The sequence below is a fragment of the Bacteroides sp. 1_1_14 genome (assembly GCF_000162515.1).
GTDB classification, from domain to species: Bacteria; Bacteroidota; Bacteroidia; order Bacteroidales; family Bacteroidaceae; genus Bacteroides; species Bacteroides thetaiotaomicron.
Map to the genome: position 1 here is coordinate 56657 of NZ_GG774708.1, position 23499 is coordinate 80155.

Genomic DNA, 23499 nt, shown 5'->3' on the forward strand with positions numbered 1-23499 from the left:
TCTTAACAAAATGAGCAATAGTGGATCGCATGGAAATGTCTGATTTGATATATAATATGAATCGGGTAAACTTTTTTGTCTATGCTCTTTGTAAATCCGGGATGGATTGAATAGACCATTGAAACTGGTTGTTTTTCTTTGATTTAGCCACCGTTATTATGATGGTGGCTAAATTTCTTATTTTAGATAAAGATACAGGAGGTGCCCCTTTTTTCATAAATGCTATTGTCGTTTCTGTCTATAACCATAAAACATACTTGTAATCGGAAGTTTTTAGGGGTATAACCCTAAAAACTTCCGATTAATTATTTATATTTGTGTCTATAACCCTAAAAACTTCAGTTGTATGATTAATCGTGAACTTTATATGGAGCAAATCACTCCTTTTATTGATAAGCCATTTGTGAAAGTTATCACTGGTATTCGTCGCTGTGGCAAGTCGGTCGTGTTGCGTTTAATTCGTGAGGAACTTTTACGAAGAGGAGTATCTGAGGATTATATTATTTATATGAACTTTGAAAGTTTCGAGTGGATAGACATGAAGGAGGCGAAGGCGTTATACGCTCATATTCGGGAAGCTACGAAAGCCCCGGGAAAATATTATATTCTCTTGGATGAGATTCAGGAAGTTACAGATTGGGAAAAGGCAGTGAATGCCTTTTTGGTTGACTTGGATGTAGATATTTATGTGACAGGTTCTAATTCACGTTTACTATCTTCCGAGTTTTCGACTTATTTGGCAGGAAGATACGTTGCCTTTCACATTATGACTTTATCTTTTAAGGAATATCTGTTATTCCATAATCTCTCGCTAACAATTTCTGCGTCCGACCGTAAAGCGGAATTTTTGAAATATCTTCGAATGGGGGGATTTCCGGCTATTCATACGGCAAACTATGATTATAATGCTATTTACAAAATTGTGTATGATATTTATTCGTCCGTCATTCTTCGTGATACGGTTCAACGGCATGGAATCCGTAATGTAGAAATGCTCGAAAGGATAGTGAAGTTTGTTTTTGATAATATAGGAAACAAATTGAATGCTAAGAATATTGCCGACTATTTTAAAAGTCAGCAACGGAAAGTGGATATCAATACGATTTACAATTATTTAGATGCTTTAAATAATGCTTTTGTGATACAACGTATTCCACGTTATGACATCAAGGGCAAAGAAATTTTGCAAACTAATGAAAAGTATTTTGTGAGTGACCTTTCGCTCATCTATTCTGTGATGGGGTATCGGGACCGGTTAATTGGGGGAATGCTCGAAAATTTGGTTTGCATGGAATTGAAACGCCGCGGATACGAAGTATATGTAGGTAAACAGGATGAAAAAGAAGTTGATTTTGTAGCCATTAGGCGTGAAGAGAAAATATATGTGCAGGTTACTTATCAACTTGGCTCGCAAGCAACCATCGACCGTGAGTTTGCCCCTTTACTGGCAATTGATGATCATTATCCTAAATATGTGGTTAGTATGGATGATCTATGGCAAGATAATATTGAAGGGGTTAAGCATCGGCATATAGCCGATTTTCTACTTGATGAGTGGTAAAGACGGACTAAAGCTTTAGTCCGTCTAACAAATCTAAATAAATCCCGATAGCCTCTTCTATCTCTTTCAGCATAATATACTCTTCGGCTGTATGTGAACGTGAAGAGCGTCCCGGACCGATCTTTACCGACGCAAAGGACATCAATGCCTGATCTGACAAAGTCGGGGAACCGAAAGGTATGCGTCCCATCTTCACCGCTTTCTGTACGAACGGATGTTTCTCATCAATTCGTGAAGAGTTGAGGCGGAACGAGCGGGCTTTCGCATCGCAGGCTATATGCTTCCTGATCTCTGCAAATAAATCTTCGTTGGAGTAAAGTTCATTGCTTCGGATATCGACAACAAATGTACATTTATCGGGAACTACATTGTGCTGAGTGCCCGCATTGATGACCGTAACGCTCATTTTTACCGGCCCGAGTAAAGGCGATTCTTTCTCGAAACGATAATCACGGAACCAGGCGATATCGTTCAATACCTTATAAATGGCATTATCTCCTTCATCGCGTGCGGCATGTCCGGCTTTTCCCGTAGCAGTTACATCCAATACCATCAACCCCTTTTCGGCAATGGCAGGTTGCATTTCCGTAGGTTCGCCTACGATAGCGAATGAAACAGGGGGTAACCCCGGCAATACACTTTCAATTCCATCCTTACCCGAAACTTCTTCTTCGCAGGAAGCCAGATAGATGAGATTGTAATTTTGAGAAGTGCGACATAGTTGCAGGAACACCTGTAAGAGCGAAACAACACTGGCTCCGGCGTCGTTACTGCCCAATCCGTATAATTTACCGTTTTCCTCGCGGGGTGTGAAAGGGTCTTTGCGCCAGCCATTTACGGGTTTTACCGTGTCGATATGAGAATTGAGCAGGATTGTCGGCTTTTTAAGGTCGAACATAGGACTGAGGCACCAAACATTGTTTCCCTTGCGTCCGGTCTGCATCCCTTCGGCTTCGATATAATTTTGCAGGAAATCAGCGGCTTGCGTCTCTTCCCGACTGATGGACGGAATGCTGATTAGTGATTTCAACAGGCTTACAGCTTCGGCTGTCATGGTTGGAATATCGTATTTCATATACAAACTTGTTAATTTAGAGCTTAATATTTGCACAAAGATACTCGTTTTGCGCAATAGTTTCAAATAAAACTAATACCTTTGTACCATATTTATCAATACAAAGAGTATGACTTATCATCATTTATCTGTCTTGGTCCACCGTCAGGCTGAAAAGTATGGCGACAGGGTAGCATTGAGATACCGCGACTATGAGACAGCACAATGGATTCCGATTACCTGGAATCAATTCTCCGGAACTGTACGACAGGCTGCTAATGCTTTCGTTGCGCTAGGAGTGGAGGAACAAGAGAATATCGGTATTTTTTCACAGAATAAACCTGAATGGTTCTATGTCGATTTCGGCGCATTTGCCAATCGCGGGGTTACTATTCCGTTCTATGCAACGAGTTCACCCGCACAGGCACAATACATTATCAACGATGCGCAAATCCGTTATCTTTTTGTAGGCGAACAGTATCAGTATGATTCTGCATTCAGCATCTTCGGCTTTTGTTCCTCGTTACAACAACTGATTATTTTCGATCGTTCGGTAGTAAAAGACCCGCGTGATGTCTCTTCCATCTATTTTGATGAGTTTATGGCAATGGGCGAAGGATTGCCGCATAATGAGGTGGTGGAAGAACGTACCGCACGTGCTTCTTACGATGATCTGGCTAACATCCTTTATACTTCTGGTACGACGGGAGAGCCGAAGGGAGTAATGTTGCATCATTCGTGCTATCTGGAGCAGTTCCATACGCATGACGAGCGTTTGACGACAATGACCGACAAGGACGTTTCTATGAACTTCCTTCCGTTGACACACGTATTCGAGAAGGCATGGTGCTATCTTTGTATTCATAAAGGAGTACAGATTTGCATCAACCTTCGTCCGGCAGATATCCAGACAACCATTAAAGAAATTCGCCCGACACTGATGTGCAGCGTACCCCGTTTCTGGGAAAAGGTATATGCCGGTGTACAGGAGAAGATCAATGAAACGACAGGATTGAAGAAGGCGCTGATGCTGGATGCCATCAAAGTCGGCAGAATCCATAATCTGGATTATCTTCGGTTGGGAAAGACCCCTCCGGTGATGAATCAACTGAAATATAAGTTCTACGAGAAGACCATTTATTCTTTGCTGAAGAAGACGATCGGTATTGAGAATGGAAATTTCTTCCCGACAGCCGGTGCAGCCGTGCCCGATGAAATCAATGAATTTGTTCATTCGGTAGGAATCAACATGGTGGTCGGCTATGGACTGACAGAATCTACGGCTACGGTATCATGTACTTTGCCGGTAGGTTATGATATCGGTTCGGTAGGTGTGGTATTGCCGGGACTGGAAGTGAAGATAGGCGAAGACAATGAAATCCTGCTCCGTGGAAAAAGTATAACCAAAGGATATTATAAAAAGGCGGAGGCTACTGCCGCTGCTATCGATGCTGACGGCTGGTTCCATACAGGCGATGCCGGTTATTTCAAGAATGGGCAGTTATTCCTGACAGAGCGCATTAAGGATTTGTTTAAGACATCGAATGGTAAATATATTGCTCCGCAAGCATTGGAAACCAAACTGGTGATAGACCGTTATATTGACCAAATCGCTATTATCGCAGATCAGCGGAAGTTTGTTTCTGCCTTGATCGTTCCGGTGTACGGGTTTGTCAAGGACTATGCGAAGGAGAAAGGAATCGAATACAAAGATATGGCCGAACTGTTGCAGCATCCAAAGATTGTCGGTCTGTTCCGTGCACGGATAGAGACCTTGCAACAGCAATTTGCGCATTATGAACAGATCAAACGTTTCACATTACTTCCTGAACCTTTCAGCATGGAGCGTGGAGAATTGACTAATACATTGAAGTTGAAACGCTCAGTGGTTTCTGAAAACTACAAAGAACTGATTGAGAAGATGTACGAAGAATAAGGCTTTTCTCGGTCTGGCCTGATGATAAACGATAAACGGTGAACAAGCTGCATATTTGGCAAGCTGTTCACCGTTTGTTCTTTGTGTATCAATAGGCTATGTGTCTGCTATTTTATGGAGAACACTATGCTTTAGTAACCGAAGATTTGTTCCTGAGTGAGTTCTTCGATAGGACCTACCGCTTTCAGCTTATTCATGTCAAGGTCTTTCTTGTCTCCCAAGATGCAATACACATACGTGCGTCCTTTCACCCATTCCTTTTGGAAATCAACGATATCTTTCAATGTCATAGTCTGCACGTCATTATAGAGTTTGATGCGCGGATCTACGCTTTGTCCCAAATCCTGTGCATTGATATAAGTCCAGATAATATCGCTTTTGATGATGCGGTCGGTACGCATGCGGTTGATTAATCCTTCTTTTGCCAATTTGAAGGCTGCTTCGGATTCTGGCATATTGTTGATAATATCGTTGAACGTATTGACGGCATCAATCATCTTGTCATTTTGAGTTGCAATCTGGGTACGTATCGTATATGGATACTTCAGATAGCTTGGCGGCATTATACCCGCCCATGCGGAATAAGCCAGTCCGCGTGTTTCACGCATTTCCTGGAAGACGATGGAGTTCATGCCTCCGCCGAAATATTCGTTATATAATTCGCGGGTAGGTTCGATAGCCGGATCGTATTTCTTATCAAGATTGGAAATTTGCGCCATATAGATCTGTTTGGCTTCATAAGGAGCTACCAGTACTTTGGTCGCCGGTGTTTCAAGATAAGAAAACTCGTTTCCTGCAGGAATATCTTTCAGAGTAGCCGGTACCTGGTGATATTGGTCGATGGTAGCCAGCAGGTCTTTGCTGCTGCTAGGACCATAATACAGGATACGATGTTTGTAGTTGTTCTGATTATGAATCCGGTCAACCAGTTCCTGTGGATTCATGCTGGCGAGCTCTGCTTCCGTCAGTAAATTGGTGGCGGGAGACTTCGGACCGTACATCGCATAATTCATCAGGCGGGAGAAGTTCTGTCCTTGATTCAGTTTGGCATCTGCACGGGCTTTCAGTATATCTCCGACCAGATTGTTGTAAGCTTCCTTATTTACTTGTGCGTCTGCCAGTAACTTTTCGAATAGTTGCATGGCAGCCGGCATATTCTCATTCAGACCGGAAAGAACCACGTAGGTGCGTTCGTTGCCCGGAGAAACGTAGAAAGTACACGCCAGACGATAGAACTCGCTCTTCAGTTCTTCCGGTGTCATGTCGGAAGTGCCCAGATATTCAAGGTAGTCGAAAGCCGTTCCCAATGCCTTGTCGTTGTTGTTACCCATATCGAATACGTAGATCAGTTGGAAAAGATCGTTGGTAGTATTCTGCTTATAGAGTACCGGAATATCGGATTTCGCTGTCAGCTGGCTCATATCTTTCTTGAAGTCGAGGAATACAGGTTCGATGGGCTTTACTGCATTCTCCTGTATGGAGGTAAGGAATGGACTTGCCACATCCCGGTTGGATACGATGGGAGTAATCTCCGGTTTTGTCATCTTCTTCTCGTTCGGGTCCTTGCCTTGTTTCTTGTAGACAACGGCATAATTATCCTCCTTCAGATATTTATCGGCAAAGGCCACGATATCCTCTTTGGTCAGTTTAGCCATGCGGTCGATGGCGGTTACTTCGTCCTCCCAGTTTGTTCCGTTAATGAATGAGTTGACGAATATGTCGGCACGTCCTTCATTGCTTTCCATGCTTTGGAGCTCGTAGAGCTTGAAGTTGTTGATATTGGCTTGCAGCATCTTCTCATCGAACTCTCCGGCACGAAGTTTCTTTATTTCGTTCAGCAAGAGGTCTTTGACTTCTTCCAGCGTTTGTCCCTGTTTGGGAAGTCCGCCCAATATGAAGGCTGAGTAATCTGCCAGTCCCATCGGGTAACCGTAGCTGTTCAGCACCTTCTGCTGCTGGTTCAGATCAAGGTCGATGAGTCCTGCCTTTCCATTGTATAATACTTGCGAAACAACTTGCAGAACCTCGAAATCCTTGCTGGCCAATCCGGGGAATCTCCATGCCAGTGCAACGCTTTCCGCATCAGGACCTAATACCTCTTTAACTACAGGTGCGGTGATCGGATCTTCTTTCGGCAGATTCAGTTTGGGAAGTTCCGGATTCGGCTTCAAGCCTCCGAAGTATTTATCTATCAAGGCAATGGTTTCATCTGGGTCTAAATCTCCGGACATACAGATCGCCATATTATTGGGAACGTACCATTGTTTATAGTAATTCTTGATATTGGTGATGGAAGGGTTCTTCAGATTCTCCTGTGTACCCAATACGGTTTGTGTTCCATAAGGATGCTTGGGGAAGAGAGAGGAGAAGATCGCCTCCTGCACTTTGCTGTTGTCCCGGGTCAGAGACATGTTTTTTTCTTCGTATACAGCTTCCAGTTCCGTATGGAAACCGCGGATGACATTATTCTCGAAGCGGTCTGCCTGAATCTTTGCCCAGTTCTCTATCTGATTGGAGGGGATATCTTCCTGATAGACAGTCTGGTCATACCATGTGTAGGCGTTGCTGCCGGAAGAACCGATAGCAGCCATCAGCTTGTCATATTCGTTGGGAATGGCGTATTTGGATGCTTCGTAAGAGAGGCTGTCGATGGTGTGGTAGATCGCTTTGCGCTCTGCTTCGTCCGTCGTCTGGCGGTATATCTCAAATTGCTGTTCAATTTGGTCCAATAGTGGTTTTTCGGCAGCATAATCCTGTGTGCCATACTTGTCGGTACCTTTAAACATCAGGTGTTCAAAGTAGTGTGCCAGTCCGGTCGTTTCTGCCGGGTCGTTCTTTCCGCCCACCCGCACGGCGATGAATGTTTGAATGCGGGGAGTTTCCTTGTTTACAGTGAGGTAAACTTTTAATCCGTTGTCCAGTGTGTAGATGCGGGCTTTCAGCGGGTCATTGGGCACTGTCTCGTAGCTATACTTCTTTTGTGAGCTACAACTGCTCATCACTAATGCAAGGAAGAGCGATAAGCATGAAAGTTTCAGGAGTTTGTTCATATTGTGACAACATTTTAGTGACAGAAACAAAGGTAGCGGAATTTTTCTTACCTTTGCACCGAAAAGAGAAATTTGTAAATTGTAAATGATAAAATTGTAAATCACATGATTACTATTGAACAACTTAAAGACGTGAAAGAGCGCACTGATGCGCTGAGGAGGTATCTTTGACATCGACGGGAAGAAAATTCAAGTCGAAGAAGAGCAACTAAGAACGCAGGCGCCGGGATTCTGGGATGACCAGAAGAAAGCGGAAGCCCAGATGAAACTGGTGAAAGACCTGCAAAAGTGGATTGACGGCTATAATGAAGTCAAGACGCTGGCGGACGAACTGGAACTGTCGTTCGATTTTTATAAAGAAGAATTAGTGACTGAGGGAGATGTGGACGCGGCTTATGCGAAAGCCAGTGAAGCGGTGGAAGCACTCGAACTCAAGAATATGCTGCGTGATGAAGCCGACCAGATGGCCTGTGTGTTGAAAATCAACTCCGGTGCGGGTGGTACGGAAAGTCAGGACTGGGCATCTATGTTGATGCGTATGTATCTGCGCTATGCTGAAACGAACGGTTACAAGGCTACTATCGCCAACCTTCAGGAAGGGGATGAGGCAGGAATCAAAACCTGTACCATCAATATTGAGGGAGATTTCGCTTATGGTTATCTGAAAGGAGAGAACGGCGTTCACCGTCTGGTGCGTGTTTCTCCGTACAATGCGCAAGGCAAGCGCATGACATCGTTTGCTTCCGTGTTCGTCACTCCGTTGGTGGACGACAGTATCGAAGTGAATATTCTGCCTGCCTGCATTTCATGGGATACATTCCGAAGCGGTGGTGCCGGTGGCCAGAACGTTAATAAGGTGGAATCCGGCGTTCGTCTGCGCTATCAGTACAAAGACCCTTATACGGGAGAAGAAGAGGAAATCCTTATCGAGAATACCGAAACTCGTGACCAGCCGAAGAACCGTGAGAATGCAATGCGCCAGTTGCGCTCTATCTTATACGATAAAGAATTGCAGCACCGCATGGCAGAACAAGCGAAAGTGGAAGCCGGTAAGAAGAAAATCGAATGGGGATCGCAGATTCGCAGCTATGTATTCGATGACCGTCGCGTGAAAGACCATCGTACCAACTATCAGACTTCGGATGTAAACGGAGTGATGGATGGTAAAATCGAGGAATTCATCAAAGCCTATCTGATGGAATTTTCATCGCAGGAATCATAAAAACAAAAATTAGCGAGTGTTATTTTTGGAAAGTTAAAAGATTTGTTTTTACTTTGTTAGCGTTGAACTTTAAAGCTAACATTATGGGTAAAAGTAAGAGAAAAGTAGCACATAGTAAGAAAGAGGAGGAGCAGGCCCAGCGGGTAGTCAAGATAGTATTTGTTTCACTCATTATTTTGGCGCTGATTATGCTGATCGCATATTCCTTTTTCGGCTGATTGATTCACCACAGGTTACACAGTTTTGCATGGACAGGGACACGTTGATTGTCGACGGTGAATATCCATGCTGACGAGGGTAGTCCGTGGTGAATTCTTTTTTTGTAACCCCTTTGTTATCCGTGTAACAGTATTGTAACCATTCTGTAATTTCACCGTATCTCTTTTGTAATCTCTCCGTATCTTGCTCATTGTACCTTTGCCGCGAATTAAGTAGCAAACAACTGAATGAGTAGAATTACAACAACCGTCGCCCTGCTTTTGATGGCGACAGCAGCCTGCGGACAGGCTAAAGAAGATGCCGGGGATGGCAAACAGCTGGATAAGCAGACCATGGAACTGAAAGATTATTTGCCTGAAATTCATGGGACAATCCGGGGAAAATATGAGTTTCAGACAGAAACCAACGAAAGCCGTTTTGAAGTGCGGAATGCCCGCTTCAGTGTTTCGGGAAATGTACATCCGATTGTTGCCTATAAAGCGGAGATCGATTTGTCCGACGAGGGTTCCATCAAGATGCTTGATGCGTATGCCCGTGTATTTCCTGTCAAGGACCTGAATTTTACGATTGGTCAGATGCGTGTACCTTTCACGATCGACGCCCATCGTTCTCCCCATCAGCAGTATTTTGCCAATCGTTCTTTTATAGCCAAGCAGGTGGGCAATGTGCGTGATGTCGGCTTCACCGGTTGTTATACACAAAAAGAAGGTCTTCCTTTTATCCTTGAAGGTGGATTGTTTAACGGCTCCGGACTGACTAATCAGAAGGAATGGCATAAGACCTTGAATTATTCGATAAAAGCACAGTTGCTGCCTAATAAAAATTGGAATCTCACTTTGAGCACTCAAATGATAAAGCCGGAACATACCCGTATTAATATGTATGATGCCGGCATCTACTATCAGAATAATCGTTTTCATATCGAAGCGGAGTATTTGTATAAAATGTATGGACACGAAGCGTTTAAGGACGTTCATGCGGTCAATAGCTTTGTGAATTATGATTTGCCGTTGAAAAAAGTATTCAATAAGATTTCTTTTCTGGCCCGTTATGATATGATGACTGACCACAGTAATGGGCTGGCGGACAGTGAGACAGGTGTTTTGAAGATAAACGACTATGCCCGTCATCGTGTGACAGGCGGTATCACGCTGAGCCTTTCCAAAGCTTTTATTGCCGATCTCCGTCTCAACTTTGAGAAGTATTTCTATCAGAAGTCCGGAGTTCCCAAAGAATCGGAGCGTGATAAAATCGTTATTGAGTTTATGACGAGATTTTGATTTTTAATTATCTTTGTGCTATGGCACAAGAAATAGAACGTAAATTTTTAGTTTCCGGTGATTTTAAATCCTTTGCTTTTGCGCAGAGCCGGATTATGCAGGGATATATTTGCAGCGCCCGTGGTCGGACGGTGCGGGTTCGTATTCGTGACGATAAAGGTTATCTCACTATCAAAGGTGCTTCCAACGAATCGGGTACCAGTCGCTATGAGTGGGAAAAGGAACTTCCCCTGTCCGAAGCGGAAGAACTGATGAAACTTTGCGAACCGGGAATGATTGATAAGACCCGTTATCTGGTACGTAGTGGCAATCATGTCTTCGAAGTAGACGAGTTCTACGGTGAGAATGAAGGACTTATTGTGGCTGAAGTAGAGCTGGGCACGGAAGATGAGGCGTTTGTCAAGCCCGGGTTTATTGGCGAAGAAGTGACCGGGGATGTACGCTACTATAACTCTCACCTGATGAAAAAACCGTATAAAACGTGGTGAATGTTAACAAATAAGCTGTATATTTGTTCCTAGTACTAAAAGAGCAGTATATGGAACAGTTGTACAATTATCTACCGAGAGAACTGATAACTTTCGTTCTGGTTACTTTATTTTCTTTACTTATCGGACTGTCACAACGACGGATCAGTCTGAAGCGTGAAGGGGAAACAACTCTCTTCGGGACTGACCGTACATTTACTTTCATTGGTATTCTAGGCTATTTGCTCTATATACTCGATCCTACGGATATGCGTCTGTTTATGGGTGGTGGTGCTGTGCTCGGTTTATTGCTGGGCTTGAACTATTACGTCAAGCAGTCTCAATTCCATGTTTTTGGTGTAACGACCATTATTATTGCACTGATTACTTATTGTCTGGCTCCTATTGTTTCTACCCAGCCTTCCTGGTTTTATGTGATGGTGATTGTGACGGTGCTTTTATTGACGGAGCTTAAACACACTTTTACGGAGTTTGCCCAGCGGATGAAGAACGATGAGATGATTACGCTGGCAAAGTTCTTGGCTATCAGTGGTATCATATTGCCTATGTTACCGCACAAGAACCTGATTCCGGATATTAATCTCACTCCTTATTCTATTTGGCTGGCAACGGTTGTCGTCTCCGGTATCTCGTATTTGTCTTACTTGCTGAAACGCTATGTGTTTCATGAATCGGGAGTATTGGTTTCCGGCATTATCGGTGGATTATATAGTAGTACTGCCACAATTTCGGTATTGGCCCGTAAAAGTAGAAAGGCTTCCGAGCAGGAGGCGAACGAATATGTAGCTGCTATGCTGCTTGCGGTCAGCATGATGTTTCTGCGTTTTATGATATTGATTCTGATCTTTAGCAGGGAGATATTTACATCTATCTATCCTTATCTTTTGATTATGTCTGTGGTAGCTGCCGTTGTTGCGTGGTTTATCCATTCCCGTCATCGACGCTCCAAGGATATGACCGATGAGTCGGAAGATGAGGACAGCAGTAACCCGCTCGAATTTAAAGTTGCTCTGATTTTTGCCACTCTCTTCGTTGTGTTTACAGTGCTGACGCACTATACTTTGGTTTATGCGGGTACAGGCGGATTGAATCTGCTTTCTTTTGTATCCGGACTTAGTGACATTACTCCTTTTATCTTGAACCTTTTGCAGAATACAGGGAGCGTAGCTGTACTGGTTGTTGTGGCTTGCAGTATGCAGGCTATTATCAGTAATATTCTGGTGAATATGTTTTATGCTTTGTTTTTTGCAGGGAAAGGTAGTAAGTTACGTCCCTGGATTTTGGGAGGATTCGGGACGGTGATCGGGGTAAATCTTGTGTTGCTTCTGTTCTTCTATTTGTAGAAAAGGGGGGCATCTTTTTTGTTGCCGAATACATTCAATGGAACTGGCTTATATTTTGTTTTTTTGAATAAAGAAGCTATCTTTGTATTTAGATATAATAGTATCTGAATAGTACTGTTTTTTAATTAATTGAATACAATTGTATGCCTTTATTTTATAATTTTGATGTAGAGAGACCCGAAGAGTTGCTGGCAATTCTGGCTCAGAATCTGCAGAAACGCAGGCTTGAGAAAGGACTTTCCCGAGAAGCTCTTACCGAACTTAGCGGAGTTCCGACGCCTACTATTGCCAAGTTCGAACAAAAGCATACTATTTCATTGGCATCCTATGTGGCATTAGCAAAAGCACTGGGTTACTCTAAAGCTATCAAGGAACTTTTATCTGAACCGCTGTTTAGTACAATGGAGGAGTTGGAAATGATTAATAAGAATAAAAACAGAAAGAAGGGGCGTAATGAAATCAGTAAATAAACTGATAGTAACCTATCATAGTAGAAGTGTTGGAACTCTCAGTATGACACCTGATAATCGGCTATGCGCATTTCAGTATGATAGAGAGTGGTTGGCTAATGGGTTTTCTATCTCTCCGCTTGACTTGCCTTTAAAACCTGATTTGTTTATTGCTAAACCACAACCTTTTTGGGGAAACTTTGGTATTTTTGAAGACAGTCTCCCTGATGGATATGGGCGTTATTTACTTCATCGTTTACTCAAAAAACAAGGGGTGAATGATAGCGAGCTAACTCCCTTGCAACGGTTGAGTATAGTCGGAACATCAGGGATGGGAGCTCTTTGTTATATACCGGAGACATACATTGGCGAAGAAAAATCTCTTCCGACACTAGATTGCCTTCAGCAAATGGCATTGGACATACTGTCAGAGAAATCGTATGAGGATGAAGAGGTACTTTACTTTAATAGTGGCAACTCAGGTGGATGCCGCCCTAAATGTTTACTTCACGATACAGAAGGAGCTTGGTTGGTGAAGTTCAGGCATACATATGATCTGAAAGATATGGGAGCGATGGAGTATCGTTATAATGAAGTCGCTCGTAAATGTGGCATAACAGTACCGGACTTTAAATTGATGGACGGAAAGTATTTTGCTACCAAACGTTTTGATATTGAAAATGGTATTAGGTATCATATTGCTACGGCAGGGGCACTACTTAATGAATCTATTATGCAACCCAGATTGGATTATAAGACTTTACTGCACTTGGTTGGTTATCTTACCCAAGACCCTAAACAGGTAGATGAAATGTTCCGGCGTATGGTCTTCAATGTCTTAACGGATAATAAAGATGACCATGCCAAAAACTTTAGTTTCATTTATAAAGAGGGGAACTGGGCGTTAGCTCCGGCTTATGACTTGACCCGATGCAATAACGGATATAATGGAGAACATGCTACCTCTGTTAATAATCATGGTAATCCTACTATAGAAGATATGCTGATTGTTGGAGAGAGCATTCGTATTCCTCGGAAAAAGGGAAAAGAGATGATATTGACTATTGCAGAAGGGTGTGCTGAGTTATTATCTAAGGATTATAGTGCCGCTGCTTTTTGACACCCTTCTGTTTTGCTCATATTGGGGGATGCTATAATCCCCAATCACTTTTATTGTAACTTCGTTCTACCTCATTCTCAATGTTATCGGGAAGATTGTGGAAGAAGTCGATTCCTGTCTTTTCTTCAAGTTCGTCAATTGAAAGGGCATAAGATGCATAATTATTGTTACTGTATGATTTATGTTCAAACCAAAAGCCTATTGCTTTATATTGACCATTTTTTAGTGATAAAATAGCCATATAGAAATATTTGGGAACTGGAATAGTGTTATTTGTTTTAAGATATTTGATAATATTGTTATTATCAATAGTACCTCCTTTGGCTACATAAAGGGTATCTTGATCGTTAGTTATGTTCCCCCATGTCTGTACTTTCTTTTCTAAACTTGCCCATATGCCGCCGTTGAATCCGTCTTGTATCTGTGGGTTCATATTGGACATATAAAAAGTTTGTTTGTTAGCCGTTGCAGAGTATTGTCTGTCTGACGAAGCAACCAGATGTCCTCTGCTGTAGCCTGAACCAGTATAATCACCATCGTGTGTTCGATATTGTGATGGAATGCTGGGATCATCACTAAAGTCTCCTGCACGTCCGACTTTATTGTCAGGTGTTGAGGTGCTGAAAGTAAAAGCTACCCAACGTGAACTTTTTTGAGTACAATCATATTCAAAACTGTAAGTTATTACTTCTTTACCATTATATTGCGTAGTATGGGTGATGAATAAATTATTATTTGCCTTGTTTAATGCTGGAATTTCAATTCTTCCTGCATATCCCGATGGATTAGGATCCGGATCAGGCTCTTCACCATTTCCTCCTTTTTGGGTGATCGTTATATTTTCACTCTTTCCATTAGATGTTACGGTGATAACAGTATAACGTTCATCATCATCATTAGCGGATACAGAACAGATGGTAGAGGCATTCCCGTTTCCCTCTTTGTTATTTATTGTGCACCAACTATCCTGACTAGATGCAGTCCACTTACCGTCTGTCTTTATTTGTAGAAAGAAACTGCCTCCCTTTGCGGAAACTTCATTGTTTTTAAGGTCTGTACTAACACTTAATCCGCCAATATTATCTGTTGGATCATTGTTGTCGCTACCACACGCTGCAAACAGGGTAGGGAGTAGTACTAATAGTAAGGTTTGGATGAATTTATGTTTCATAAGTTAACTGTTCGTTAGTCTTTAATCTCTTTGATTAAATAAATAATGGTTGGCAAGTGGTCGCTATATCCGTTAAGCCATACACCTCCGGCATGTGTTCTTTTGGGATATCCTTTGTACTTTCCTTCTTTTTGGAACATATAATCTCTTCTAAAGATTTCGTTTCTGTAATATTTCAGTGTACTTCTGTCATTACCTAATAAATTTCCTGTAAATACGATCTGATCAAACAGATTCCATTTACCATCATACATTAAAGTACCGTTACCCTTCTTTAAAGTGTCCCACCAGGGATTATACAAATCATGTTCCTTTGTATCTTGAGTTTTGCGTTTTGCTCCTAATGCAACAGCCATACTTTTGTCCATTGGATCGTCATTCATGTCTCCCATGATGATGACCTTTGCATTTGAATCCTCATTTAATAAAGAATCTTTTAAGGCTCGGACTTGTTCTCCTGCTCTTTCCCGAGCGGGTGATGCGGCTGCACGTGAAGGCCAGTGATTTACGATAAAGTGCACCTTTTCACCGGCAAGTGTACCGCTGGCAATAAGGAAACCACGGGTTTTATAGGTAGTATCATTATTCTCATAAATATATGGAGCGAGTTTGCTGGCAGTGAGGTGAAAGAATTTCGGATTGTAGAAAAATGCACAGTCCACACCACGCCGGTCCGGACCTTCATAATGAACAATTTCGTATCCTCTGTCGGATAAAGCAGGTTGTTTGAGTAGATCTTCCAATACTCTTCTGTTTTCAACTTCCGACATACCGATAATAGTTGGTCCTAATGGTAATTTGTCTGTCGATAGCTGACTTAATATTTCAGACATGTTTTTTAGCTTCGCTTCATATTTCATGGAGTTCCACTTATTTTTACCATTTGGTAAATATTCAAAGTCGTTTTTGCCCGCGTCATGAATTGTATCGAACAGATTCTCAAGGTTATAAAACGCTACGCTGTAAAGAGCATACTTTTTCTCCTGTGAATAGCTTGTTATCGAAATAAACAGTAACAGGCCCCATACCGTTAAAAACTTTTTCATTATTTATCTATAAATTAGGTTTCTGAATATTACATTGGTTTGACAAATATCTAAAAAGAAAACGGAAAAACAAGTATTATCACCTATTTTTTCTTTGTTTTTTCTTGTAATATCCCTTTTTTTTTGTTGTTTTGTACTCTCGCTGTAATATAACTGTGAATTTTCGTGCTACAAATTAACACTAATAATAATTTAAATTATGAAACAAAGATTAGGAATAGTGATTGCATTGTTTTGTCTTTCGCCAGCTATTTTTGCTCAGCAGAAGGCCGAAAAGAATGCACGTGAAGATAATGCTTCTTTCACATTCACTGAATCGCAATTGAATGAAGATGATGATGCAGCTCAAAGTGCATCTGCTTTTGTCTCTTCCAACAATGATGTGTACCTTTCTAATGTCGGCTACTTGTTTAGCCCGATGCGTTTTCGCGTCAGGGGCTATAATTCGCAGTACAGCGATACGTATATTAATGGTGTTCTGTTCAATGATGTAGAAACCGGTCGTTTCAGCTATGGAATGATTGGAGGATTGAACGATGCGACACGTAATAAAGAAGGTATCGGTGCTTTTGAAATTAATAATTTCACCTTTGGCCCTATCGGTGGAGCTACTAATATCAATATGCGTGCCAGTCAATATGCAGCAGGATCAAAATTAAGTCTCTCCGGCTGTAATCGTAACTATATTCTGAGAGGTATGTATACCTATTCTACAGGTTTATTGAAGAATGGCTGGGCATTTACAGGTTCTCTCGGATATCGTTGGGCTAACGAAGGTGTTATTGAAGGTACATTCTATAATGCGTTCTCTTATTTTCTGGCAGCAGAGAAAGTCTTTAATGACAAACATAGCTTGTCTATAGCTACATGGGGGGCTCCTACAGAAAGAGGACAGCAAGGTGCCTCTACAGAAGAAGCTTATTATCTGGCTAATAGTCACTATTACAATCCAAACTGGGGTTATCAGAATGGTGAAAAGCGTAACTCACGTGTTGTACGCTCTTTCGAGCCTTCTGCTATCGCATCTTGGGATTTTGATATCAATAAAGAAATGAAGCTGAAGACAAGTGCAGGATTCAAATATAGTAATTATGGTACAAGTGCACTTGGATGGTCGGGCAATGCTGCCGATCCTCGTCCGGATTATTATAAGAAGTTGCCTAGTTCTATCTTTAATGTATATGATAAGTCGACAGTGCCGAGTGAAGATGAGTTGAATCTGTTCAATGAAGTAACAGAGCGCTGGAAAACCAGTAAGTCTACTCGTCAAATTGATTGGGATCAGATGTACTTTGCCAATCAGCAGGCCAATGCATTGGGAAAAGAGACCTTGTATTATCAGGAAGAACGTCATAATGACCAGTTAGCTTTCAATTTCAGTTCGATCTTCAATCATACGATTGACCAGCATAATAGCTATGTGGTCGGTTTAGCTGTGAATACTACTAAAGGTATGCACTATAAGAAGATGAAGGATTTGTTGGGTGGTGATTTATATACAGATGTTGATAAGTTCTCTGTCCGTGATTATGGTTATAACTCTTATGTGATTCAGAATGACTTGGACAATCCTAACAGACGTATCGGTGAAGGTGATAAGTTCGGTTATGACTATAATATCTTTGTAAATAAACAAAATGTATGGGCGCGTTATCAGGGTGATAACGATGGACATTTCAATTATTTCGTATCAGGTAAGATCGGATCAGCGCAAATTAGCCGTGATGGAAAGATGCGTAATGGTCGTGCTCCTAAGAAATCTTTGGGAAGCAGTGGCACAGCTAAATTCCTGGAAGGTGCAGTGAAAGCTGGATTTACATATTCTATTAACGGTAATCATTCATTGATCCTGAACGCCGGTTATGAGAACCGTGCTCCGTTGGCATATAACTCATTCATCGCTCCTCGTATCAAGAACGATTTTGCACATGGTTTGAGAACAGAGAAGATTTATAACGGTGAATTGACTTATCGTTTCAATACTCCTATTGTTTCAGGACGTGTCACTGGATATTATACTCGTTTTAATGATCAGGTTGAAATGGATGCTTTCTACAATGATAATGAAGCTCGTTTCACTTACCTTTCTATGAGCGGAATTGATAAGGAAAATTGGGGTGTGGAAGCTGCTGCAACTTTTAAACTCATGTCCAATCTGTCATTGACAGCTATCGGTACGTGGTCTGATGCCCGTTATATGAATAATCCTACGGCTGTTCGTACTTATGAAAGTGAAAGTGAATCTAATATTGACCGCGTTTATTGTAAAGGACTTCGTGATAACGGAACACCGTTGTCTGTATATAGCCTCGGACTGGACTACAGCGTGAAAGGTTGGTTCTTTAACGTAACAGGAAATTATTATCACCGTGTTTATCTGGACTTCTCTACTTACCGTCGTTTAGGTAGTGTATTAGGAAAGTATTCTGATGGCGCTGTAGATGCTAATGGTAATCCGGTAGGCTACAATGTACCGGAGCAGGAAGAATTGAATGGTGGTTTCATGCTTGACGCTTCTATTGGTAAATATATTCGTTTGAAGAATGGAAAGAGCCTGAGCATTAACCTTAGTGTGAACAATATTCTTAATAATACGAACTTGCGTACTGGTGGATATGAGCAGAACCGTGATGATAGCTATGATGACGGAGAAGCACGTACATATGTTTTCTCTAAGAACTCTAAGTACTATTATGCTCCTGCTTGCAATGCTTTCTTGAACATTGGATATAGATTCTAAATAAATGGGCAAATTAATACAAGGAAATGATATGAAAAAGATAACATTTATTTTATCTGCCGCGTTGTTGCTGACATTAGGCGTTTCGTCATGTATGGACGACTTTGATACGCCTGTGACAGGGAACGCTTATGGTAATAACACTATAAAAGAGCAACGGACTATTTCGATTGCTAATCTGAAGGAAAAATACAGTTCAGTAATTTCGGCAAATCAGTTTCAGACAGTTACTGAAGAAACTCGGATTTCCGGTGTAGTAGTAGGTGACGACGAAAGTGGAAATATCTACAAACAGCTGATTGTGGCTGATGAAACAGGAGCTATTGTGGTAGGTATTAACTCTACTGGCATTTATGCTAATTGCCCTGTTGGACAGAAAGTGGTGATTGACTGTGAAAACTTGAATGTGGGTGGATACGGAATGCAAGCTCAGATAGGTACTACCTACAAAGGAGCCATTGGACGTATGGACCTGGCTGTATGGTTGGATCATGTCAGAGTAATCAATAAACCTCAATTGTGGTATGACGAGCTTATTCCGATGGAACTTACCGGCGCTCAGCTGAAAGCTTATGATAAAGACTTGGCGCCTGTACTTGTGATGTTCAAGGATGTTACAATTAAAGAAGCGGATGGTACTGCTACTTTTGCTCCTGAAGATTTGAAGGATGGTGGTAACGGAGTAAACCGTACATTGGTGTTGGATGATAATTCAACATTGACGTTCCGTACCAGCACTTATGCTAATTTCTCAACCGAAGTGATGCCGACAGGTAAAATTAATGTGATAGGTATTCTGAGCCGTTATAATAGTACATGGCAAATTGTAGCTAGAACATATAGTGATATTCAAAGAAATAACTAATAAAATAAATATTCAACTATTATGAAAAAGATTCTAAATGCTTTATTCTTGACTATAATAACGTTAGTCACATTTAGTTGTAGTGATGTTCCTGCTCCTTATGATATCAATGGAGGAGGAAACGGCGAAGGACCTGCCTTGACCGGAGATGGTACGAAAGAGAATCCATATGACATAGCAAGTGCTATGGCCAAGCAGGATAATTCAGAAGCTTGGGTGATGGGGTATATTGTAGGTAATATTACAGACAAAGATATTAAGACTGAATCTGTATTTGCGCCTCCTTTTACAAATCCTGCAAATATATTGATTGCTGCTGATGCTGATGAGACTGATTATAAGAAATGCATTCCGGTTCAGCTTGTAGGAGGAACAGATGTTCGTACAGCTTTGAATTTAAAAGATAATGAAGGAAATTTAGGTAAAGCTGTTGTAATTAAAGGACAGTTAACTAAATACTTTGGAGTTGCTGGTCTTAAAAATCCTACTGCTGCAGTTCTTGATGGCAAAGATATTGGTGATGGTGGTGGTACTGATCCGGAACCGCCGACTGGAACTGTTCTCTTTGAAGAAACATTTGCAGCCAGTCAGGGTGCATTTACAATAAATAATGTTCAACTTCCTGAAGGCTCTACATTTGTTTGGCAATGGTCTGCATATAATGAAAGTGGATATATGAAAGCAAGTGCTTTTGTTAACAATCAAAATAAAGCAGCCGAAAGTTGGCTTATATCTCCTTCTGTTGATTTAACTAAGTCGTCTGATGCTACACTTGTATTTGATCATGCCTATAAGTTTGCTGCCGATAAAACAAAAGATCTAACATTATGGGTAACAGAAACAGGAAAGGATGCTTGGGCACAGATAGCGATTCCGAATTATTCAGATGGAGCTAGTTGGACGTTTGTGTCATCGGGTAATATTAGTTTGAAAGATTATGTAGGCAAGAACATACAGTTTGCTTTTAAGTACGTTAGTACAACAGAGGCTGCTGGTATGTGGGAAGTTAAGAATGTTAAGGTGGTAGGTGATGGTGATGTTCCAAACCCGCCTGTTGAAGGTGATAAGATTTTTACTGAAACTCTTGGTGCGTTGGTTAGTGCAACTACTGCCTTTGCTGATTTCCAAAATTGGGATAATAAAGACTTGACTTTTAGTGCTACAGGAAAAGTTGATATTCGTGCTATAGCTCATAGAACAGAGGAAAATAAAACAGAAAAAGATAATAAAGTAAACAATATTTGGTTCCCAGCTAATGGAGATACTGAGTTTTCAATTTCTAAAATTAATGCTGCTGGTTATAAAAAATTCGTATTGCTTTATGAAGCAGCTTCTAATGTGTTTGATGCTGGTACCTCTATTGATCTAAATGTTTTGAAAGTTGCATTTAATGGTACCGAACTAACGGTTCCAAGTAAAATTGTTAGTAAGGATAATAATGATGCGAATGTATTCTATGAAATGCAAGTGGATATTAATATCGCAGGTACTGCAAACTCTACATTGAAGTTCTTTGCTGCTGGTACTGACAATACTAAGGGATTACGTCTTTATAATATAAGATTATTAGGTGTAGAGAAAGGCGGTACTGATCCGGAACCGTCAACAAATTTACTTGTTAATCCAAGTTTTGAGACGTGGACTGAAACAAATCCTGATAATTGGGGACGCACTTCAGTGACGAATGTTACTTATGAGAAAAGTGCAATTGCAAAGACTGGAACTAATGCTGTTCTTTTAAAAGGTAATGGTAAAAATGCACGTTTCGGTAGTAGTGATATTACTTTAGCAGCAGGTACATATACTCTTTCTGTTTTCTCAAAAAGGATATCTGCTGCAGAAACTGAACTTAGAATGGGTTATGTTCCGATTAAAGATGACGGTACACCTAATAGTAGTAGTTATAAGTATTTGGATCCAGCAGATAAACTTACTGATGACTGGGAACAGTATACTCATGAATTTACTTTAGATGCTGAAACTAAAGTTTCGATTTTCTTTGCGAGTTCAAAGAGCAATGTAGCAGAAAGAGATTTTTTTAATAGATGATATTTCTTTGACTAAAAAGTAGTAATTAATATAGCTAAAAAATTAAGGGGAGTAATATACTCCCCTTAATTTTCAATAATGATGAATAGATTTAATTATTTGATAATTTTTCTTTTAGGGATACATAGTTTAACTTTTATCTCTTGTGATAGTGATGAAGCGGAAAATAGATTGCTAGAAGCCTCTGGACCTATTGAATTTCCTGCTTTACGTAATGGTGCTGATGATATATTTCTATCTCCTACTACAACATTTAGTGGAGAGAAGGTTACCACCTATAGTATGGAGTATGACAAGAGTAAAAAGCACGCTCGTTGGGTAGCCTTTAAATATTATAATGTAACAGGGCAAACAAATTGGAACCGTAATGATTGGAAAAAGACAGAATGGGGTGGTGATCCCTGGCAATCTGATCCAAATATTCCCCAGGCTGATCAACGGGTACAAAGTGACTTTGGAAAGCAAGGCTATGATCGTGGGCATATTTGTGCTTCTTCAGACCGTCTTTATTCAAAAGATGCCAATGAGCAAACTTTCTATTATAGCAATATGAGTCCGCAGAAGAATTACTTTAATACAGGTGTTTGGAGTGATTTGGAAGGAAAAGTTCGTACTTGGGGACGAAGTAGTACTTTTCGTGATACTCTGTATGTCGTGAAAGGTGGGACTATAGATAAAGAAAATCAAATATGGACATATATTGGTGGAGATAAATCGAAACCTGTTCCTAAATATTATTTCATGGCATTACTTTGTAAAAAGGGGGAAACTTATAAAGCCATTGGTTTTTGGCTGGATCAAAGTACTACAGCAAAGCCTGCATTATCTGAATGTGCTAAAACAATTGACGAACTGGAAGAATTAACAGGTTTGGATTTCTTTCATAATTTACCGGACAACTTAGAGAATGCTGTAGAATCTAAGTACGCAATATCTGCTTGGACCGGACTGCAATAGAATAAAACTTGTTTGTTATAGATATAATTAGACCTTCATCTTCCACTTCTTCCTATCGATAGGAGATTAAAGTGGGGGATGAAGGTTTTGGGTTATATAGGAATATGCTCTGATAGCTTAGTGTTATTGAACTCATATTTAAATAAGACATAGATTAGTTGTATAATGGTTTTATAACTTTTGTCTATTACTGATCTTCATCCACAATTTTTCCCACCATCCACTTTCAGCTTTACTTAGCATATCAGAGGTTATCGTGATTATCTTTTCTCTTAACTTGTTCTGTTTGGTTGCCATCGCATACTGCCTTTCCAGCACTGAAATTCTATGCTTTTTGTATTGAAGGTCTTTTTCTTGTAGCTCAATGACTTCCATATACAGTTTACACACTTCAGACTGATTGATACAGAGTTGTTCTAGTGTGCGGATATATCCTGTTGTGGGAAGATTCTTGCGCAGGTATATAAATCTCTGAAGGCTCTTTTCGTCAATGATAAGAGTAGTCTCTGTGAAAGATGCGGTGATTGCTTCCATTTCTGCCCACAAACAGATGTCTTCTTCTTTGACTCCGTACTTGTGCGCCGCTTCGTCTATGCTAATCCATTTCGGCATAGTGTTTCTTTGTTTATGCGTTTAACAAAAAGAGCGAATAACTCTTGCCAAGCATGGTGCAACAAACATCCCTGCATTTTGCTTTCTAGTCGGAGGGTTATGGGGTATGGGGATTATGTAGGGGAACCGACCGGATACAAAAAAGACATGGATGCTGTTGAACCATTATCCGGTCTTGAGGTCTTAGCAAAACCCTTAGAAAGATAATGATAACAACAGACATCCACGTCAATCGTTTATATATAACACATCTATAACTGATATGTTGATATACAGCCATCCACGTGGAGTATCTGTTGTATCATCCCTCTTCTAAATGAAATTGCTAAGTTTCAAG

Annotated in this window: 18 protein-coding genes; 13 read left to right on the top strand and 5 right to left on the bottom strand. The window is 40.9% G+C overall.

Annotated elements, in window-relative coordinates:
* Nucleotides 1-346 precede the first annotated feature (346 nt).
* Nucleotides 347-1561: an ATP-binding protein gene (locus HMPREF9007_RS07970; protein WP_008762500.1), complete on the top strand. Its 1215-nt coding sequence runs from the start codon at nt 347-349 to the stop codon at nt 1559-1561.
* A 7-nt stretch (nt 1562-1568) separates the two neighbouring features.
* Here HMPREF9007_RS07970 and HMPREF9007_RS07965 read toward each other — a convergent pair whose 3' ends face one another.
* Complete coding sequence (locus HMPREF9007_RS07965; protein WP_008762501.1) at nt 1569-2636, bottom strand: M20 family metallo-hydrolase; 1068 nt, start codon at nt 2634-2636, stop codon at nt 1569-1571.
* A gap of 109 nt (nt 2637-2745) precedes the next feature.
* Between HMPREF9007_RS07965 and HMPREF9007_RS07960 the strand changes: the two genes are divergently transcribed.
* Nucleotides 2746-4551, top strand: a complete 1806-nt coding sequence (locus tag HMPREF9007_RS07960; RefSeq protein ID WP_008762502.1) for an AMP-dependent synthetase/ligase — start codon at nt 2746-2748, stop codon at nt 4549-4551.
* Between the two features lie 131 nt (nt 4552-4682).
* Here the strand turns inward: HMPREF9007_RS07960 and HMPREF9007_RS07955 are convergent, their stop codons facing one another.
* Nucleotides 4683-7601 (bottom strand): M16 family metallopeptidase, encoded by a 2919-nt coding sequence (locus tag HMPREF9007_RS07955; RefSeq protein ID WP_032850572.1) that lies wholly within the window; start codon nt 7599-7601, stop codon nt 4683-4685.
* A 105-nt stretch (nt 7602-7706) separates the two neighbouring features.
* On the opposite strand from HMPREF9007_RS07955, the gene prfB reads away from it, so the two are divergent.
* The 7 genes from prfB to HMPREF9007_RS07925 all read left to right on the top strand — a co-directional run bounded on the left by prfB (nt 7707) and on the right by HMPREF9007_RS07925 (nt 13722).
* Nucleotides 7707-8823, top strand: a protein-coding gene (gene prfB / locus HMPREF9007_RS07950; RefSeq protein ID WP_161800204.1) for a peptide chain release factor 2 whose coding sequence is annotated in 2 segments (ribosomal slippage) — nt 7707-7769 and nt 7771-8823 — 1116 coding nt in all. Because the reading frame shifts where the segments join, the coding sequence is not laid out codon by codon here.
* Between the two features lie 83 nt (nt 8824-8906).
* Complete coding sequence (locus tag HMPREF9007_RS27815) at nt 8907-9041, top strand: hypothetical protein (protein WP_010536260.1); 135 nt, start codon at nt 8907-8909, stop codon at nt 9039-9041.
* Between the two features lie 228 nt (nt 9042-9269).
* A complete protein-coding gene (locus HMPREF9007_RS07945; RefSeq protein ID WP_008762504.1) occupies nt 9270-10322 on the top strand; it encodes a porin in 1053 nt (350 codons plus the stop codon).
* Between the two features lie 20 nt (nt 10323-10342).
* A complete protein-coding gene (locus tag HMPREF9007_RS07940) occupies nt 10343-10810 on the top strand; it encodes a CYTH domain-containing protein (protein ID WP_008767136.1) in 468 nt (155 codons plus the stop codon).
* 50 nt (nt 10811-10860) lie between these two features.
* Entirely contained in the window at nt 10861-12153 is a 1293-nt protein-coding gene (locus HMPREF9007_RS07935; RefSeq protein WP_008762506.1) for a DUF4010 domain-containing protein, read from the top strand.
* Nucleotides 12154-12296: 143 nt separating this feature from the next.
* Nucleotides 12297-12623 (top strand): helix-turn-helix transcriptional regulator, encoded by a 327-nt coding sequence (locus HMPREF9007_RS07930; protein ID WP_008762507.1) that lies wholly within the window; start codon nt 12297-12299, stop codon nt 12621-12623.
* Nucleotides 12607-13722 (top strand): type II toxin-antitoxin system HipA family toxin, encoded by a 1116-nt coding sequence (locus HMPREF9007_RS07925; protein ID WP_008762508.1) that lies wholly within the window; start codon nt 12607-12609, stop codon nt 13720-13722. The genes HMPREF9007_RS07930 and HMPREF9007_RS07925 overlap by 17 nt, the downstream gene beginning before the upstream one ends.
* A 31-nt stretch (nt 13723-13753) precedes the next feature.
* On the opposite strand, the gene HMPREF9007_RS07920 is transcribed toward HMPREF9007_RS07925, so the two are convergent.
* Complete coding sequence (locus tag HMPREF9007_RS07920; protein ID WP_008762509.1) at nt 13754-14893, bottom strand: DNA/RNA non-specific endonuclease; 1140 nt, start codon at nt 14891-14893, stop codon at nt 13754-13756.
* A 14-nt stretch (nt 14894-14907) separates the two neighbouring features.
* Entirely contained in the window at nt 14908-15939 is a 1032-nt protein-coding gene (locus HMPREF9007_RS07915) for an endonuclease/exonuclease/phosphatase family protein (RefSeq protein ID WP_008762510.1), read from the bottom strand.
* A gap of 199 nt (nt 15940-16138) precedes the next feature.
* On the opposite strand from HMPREF9007_RS07915, the gene HMPREF9007_RS07910 reads away from it, so the two are divergent.
* The 4 genes from HMPREF9007_RS07910 to HMPREF9007_RS07900 all read left to right on the top strand — a co-directional run bounded on the left by HMPREF9007_RS07910 (nt 16139) and on the right by HMPREF9007_RS07900 (nt 22550).
* Complete coding sequence (locus tag HMPREF9007_RS07910) at nt 16139-18679, top strand: TonB-dependent receptor (protein ID WP_008762511.1); 2541 nt, start codon at nt 16139-16141, stop codon at nt 18677-18679.
* 31 nt (nt 18680-18710) lie between these two features.
* Nucleotides 18711-19544: a DUF5689 domain-containing protein gene (locus tag HMPREF9007_RS07905; RefSeq protein WP_008767130.1), complete on the top strand. Its 834-nt coding sequence runs from the start codon at nt 18711-18713 to the stop codon at nt 19542-19544.
* A 21-nt stretch (nt 19545-19565) separates the two neighbouring features.
* Nucleotides 19566-21593 carry a DUF6359 domain-containing protein gene (locus HMPREF9007_RS26425; protein WP_008762513.1) on the top strand — a complete coding sequence of 676 codons (2028 nt, stop codon included), beginning with the start codon at nt 19566-19568 and terminating at the stop codon, nt 21591-21593.
* An 81-nt stretch (nt 21594-21674) separates the two neighbouring features.
* The gene (locus tag HMPREF9007_RS07900; protein WP_032850573.1) at nt 21675-22550 is read left to right on the top strand and encodes a DNA/RNA non-specific endonuclease; all 876 of its coding nucleotides are present in this window, start codon (nt 21675-21677) and stop codon (nt 22548-22550) included.
* A gap of 171 nt (nt 22551-22721) precedes the next feature.
* On the opposite strand, the gene HMPREF9007_RS07895 is transcribed toward HMPREF9007_RS07900, so the two are convergent.
* The gene (locus HMPREF9007_RS07895) at nt 22722-23162 is read right to left on the bottom strand and encodes a hypothetical protein (protein WP_008762515.1); all 441 of its coding nucleotides are present in this window, start codon (nt 23160-23162) and stop codon (nt 22722-22724) included.
* Nucleotides 23163-23499 lie beyond the last annotated feature (337 nt).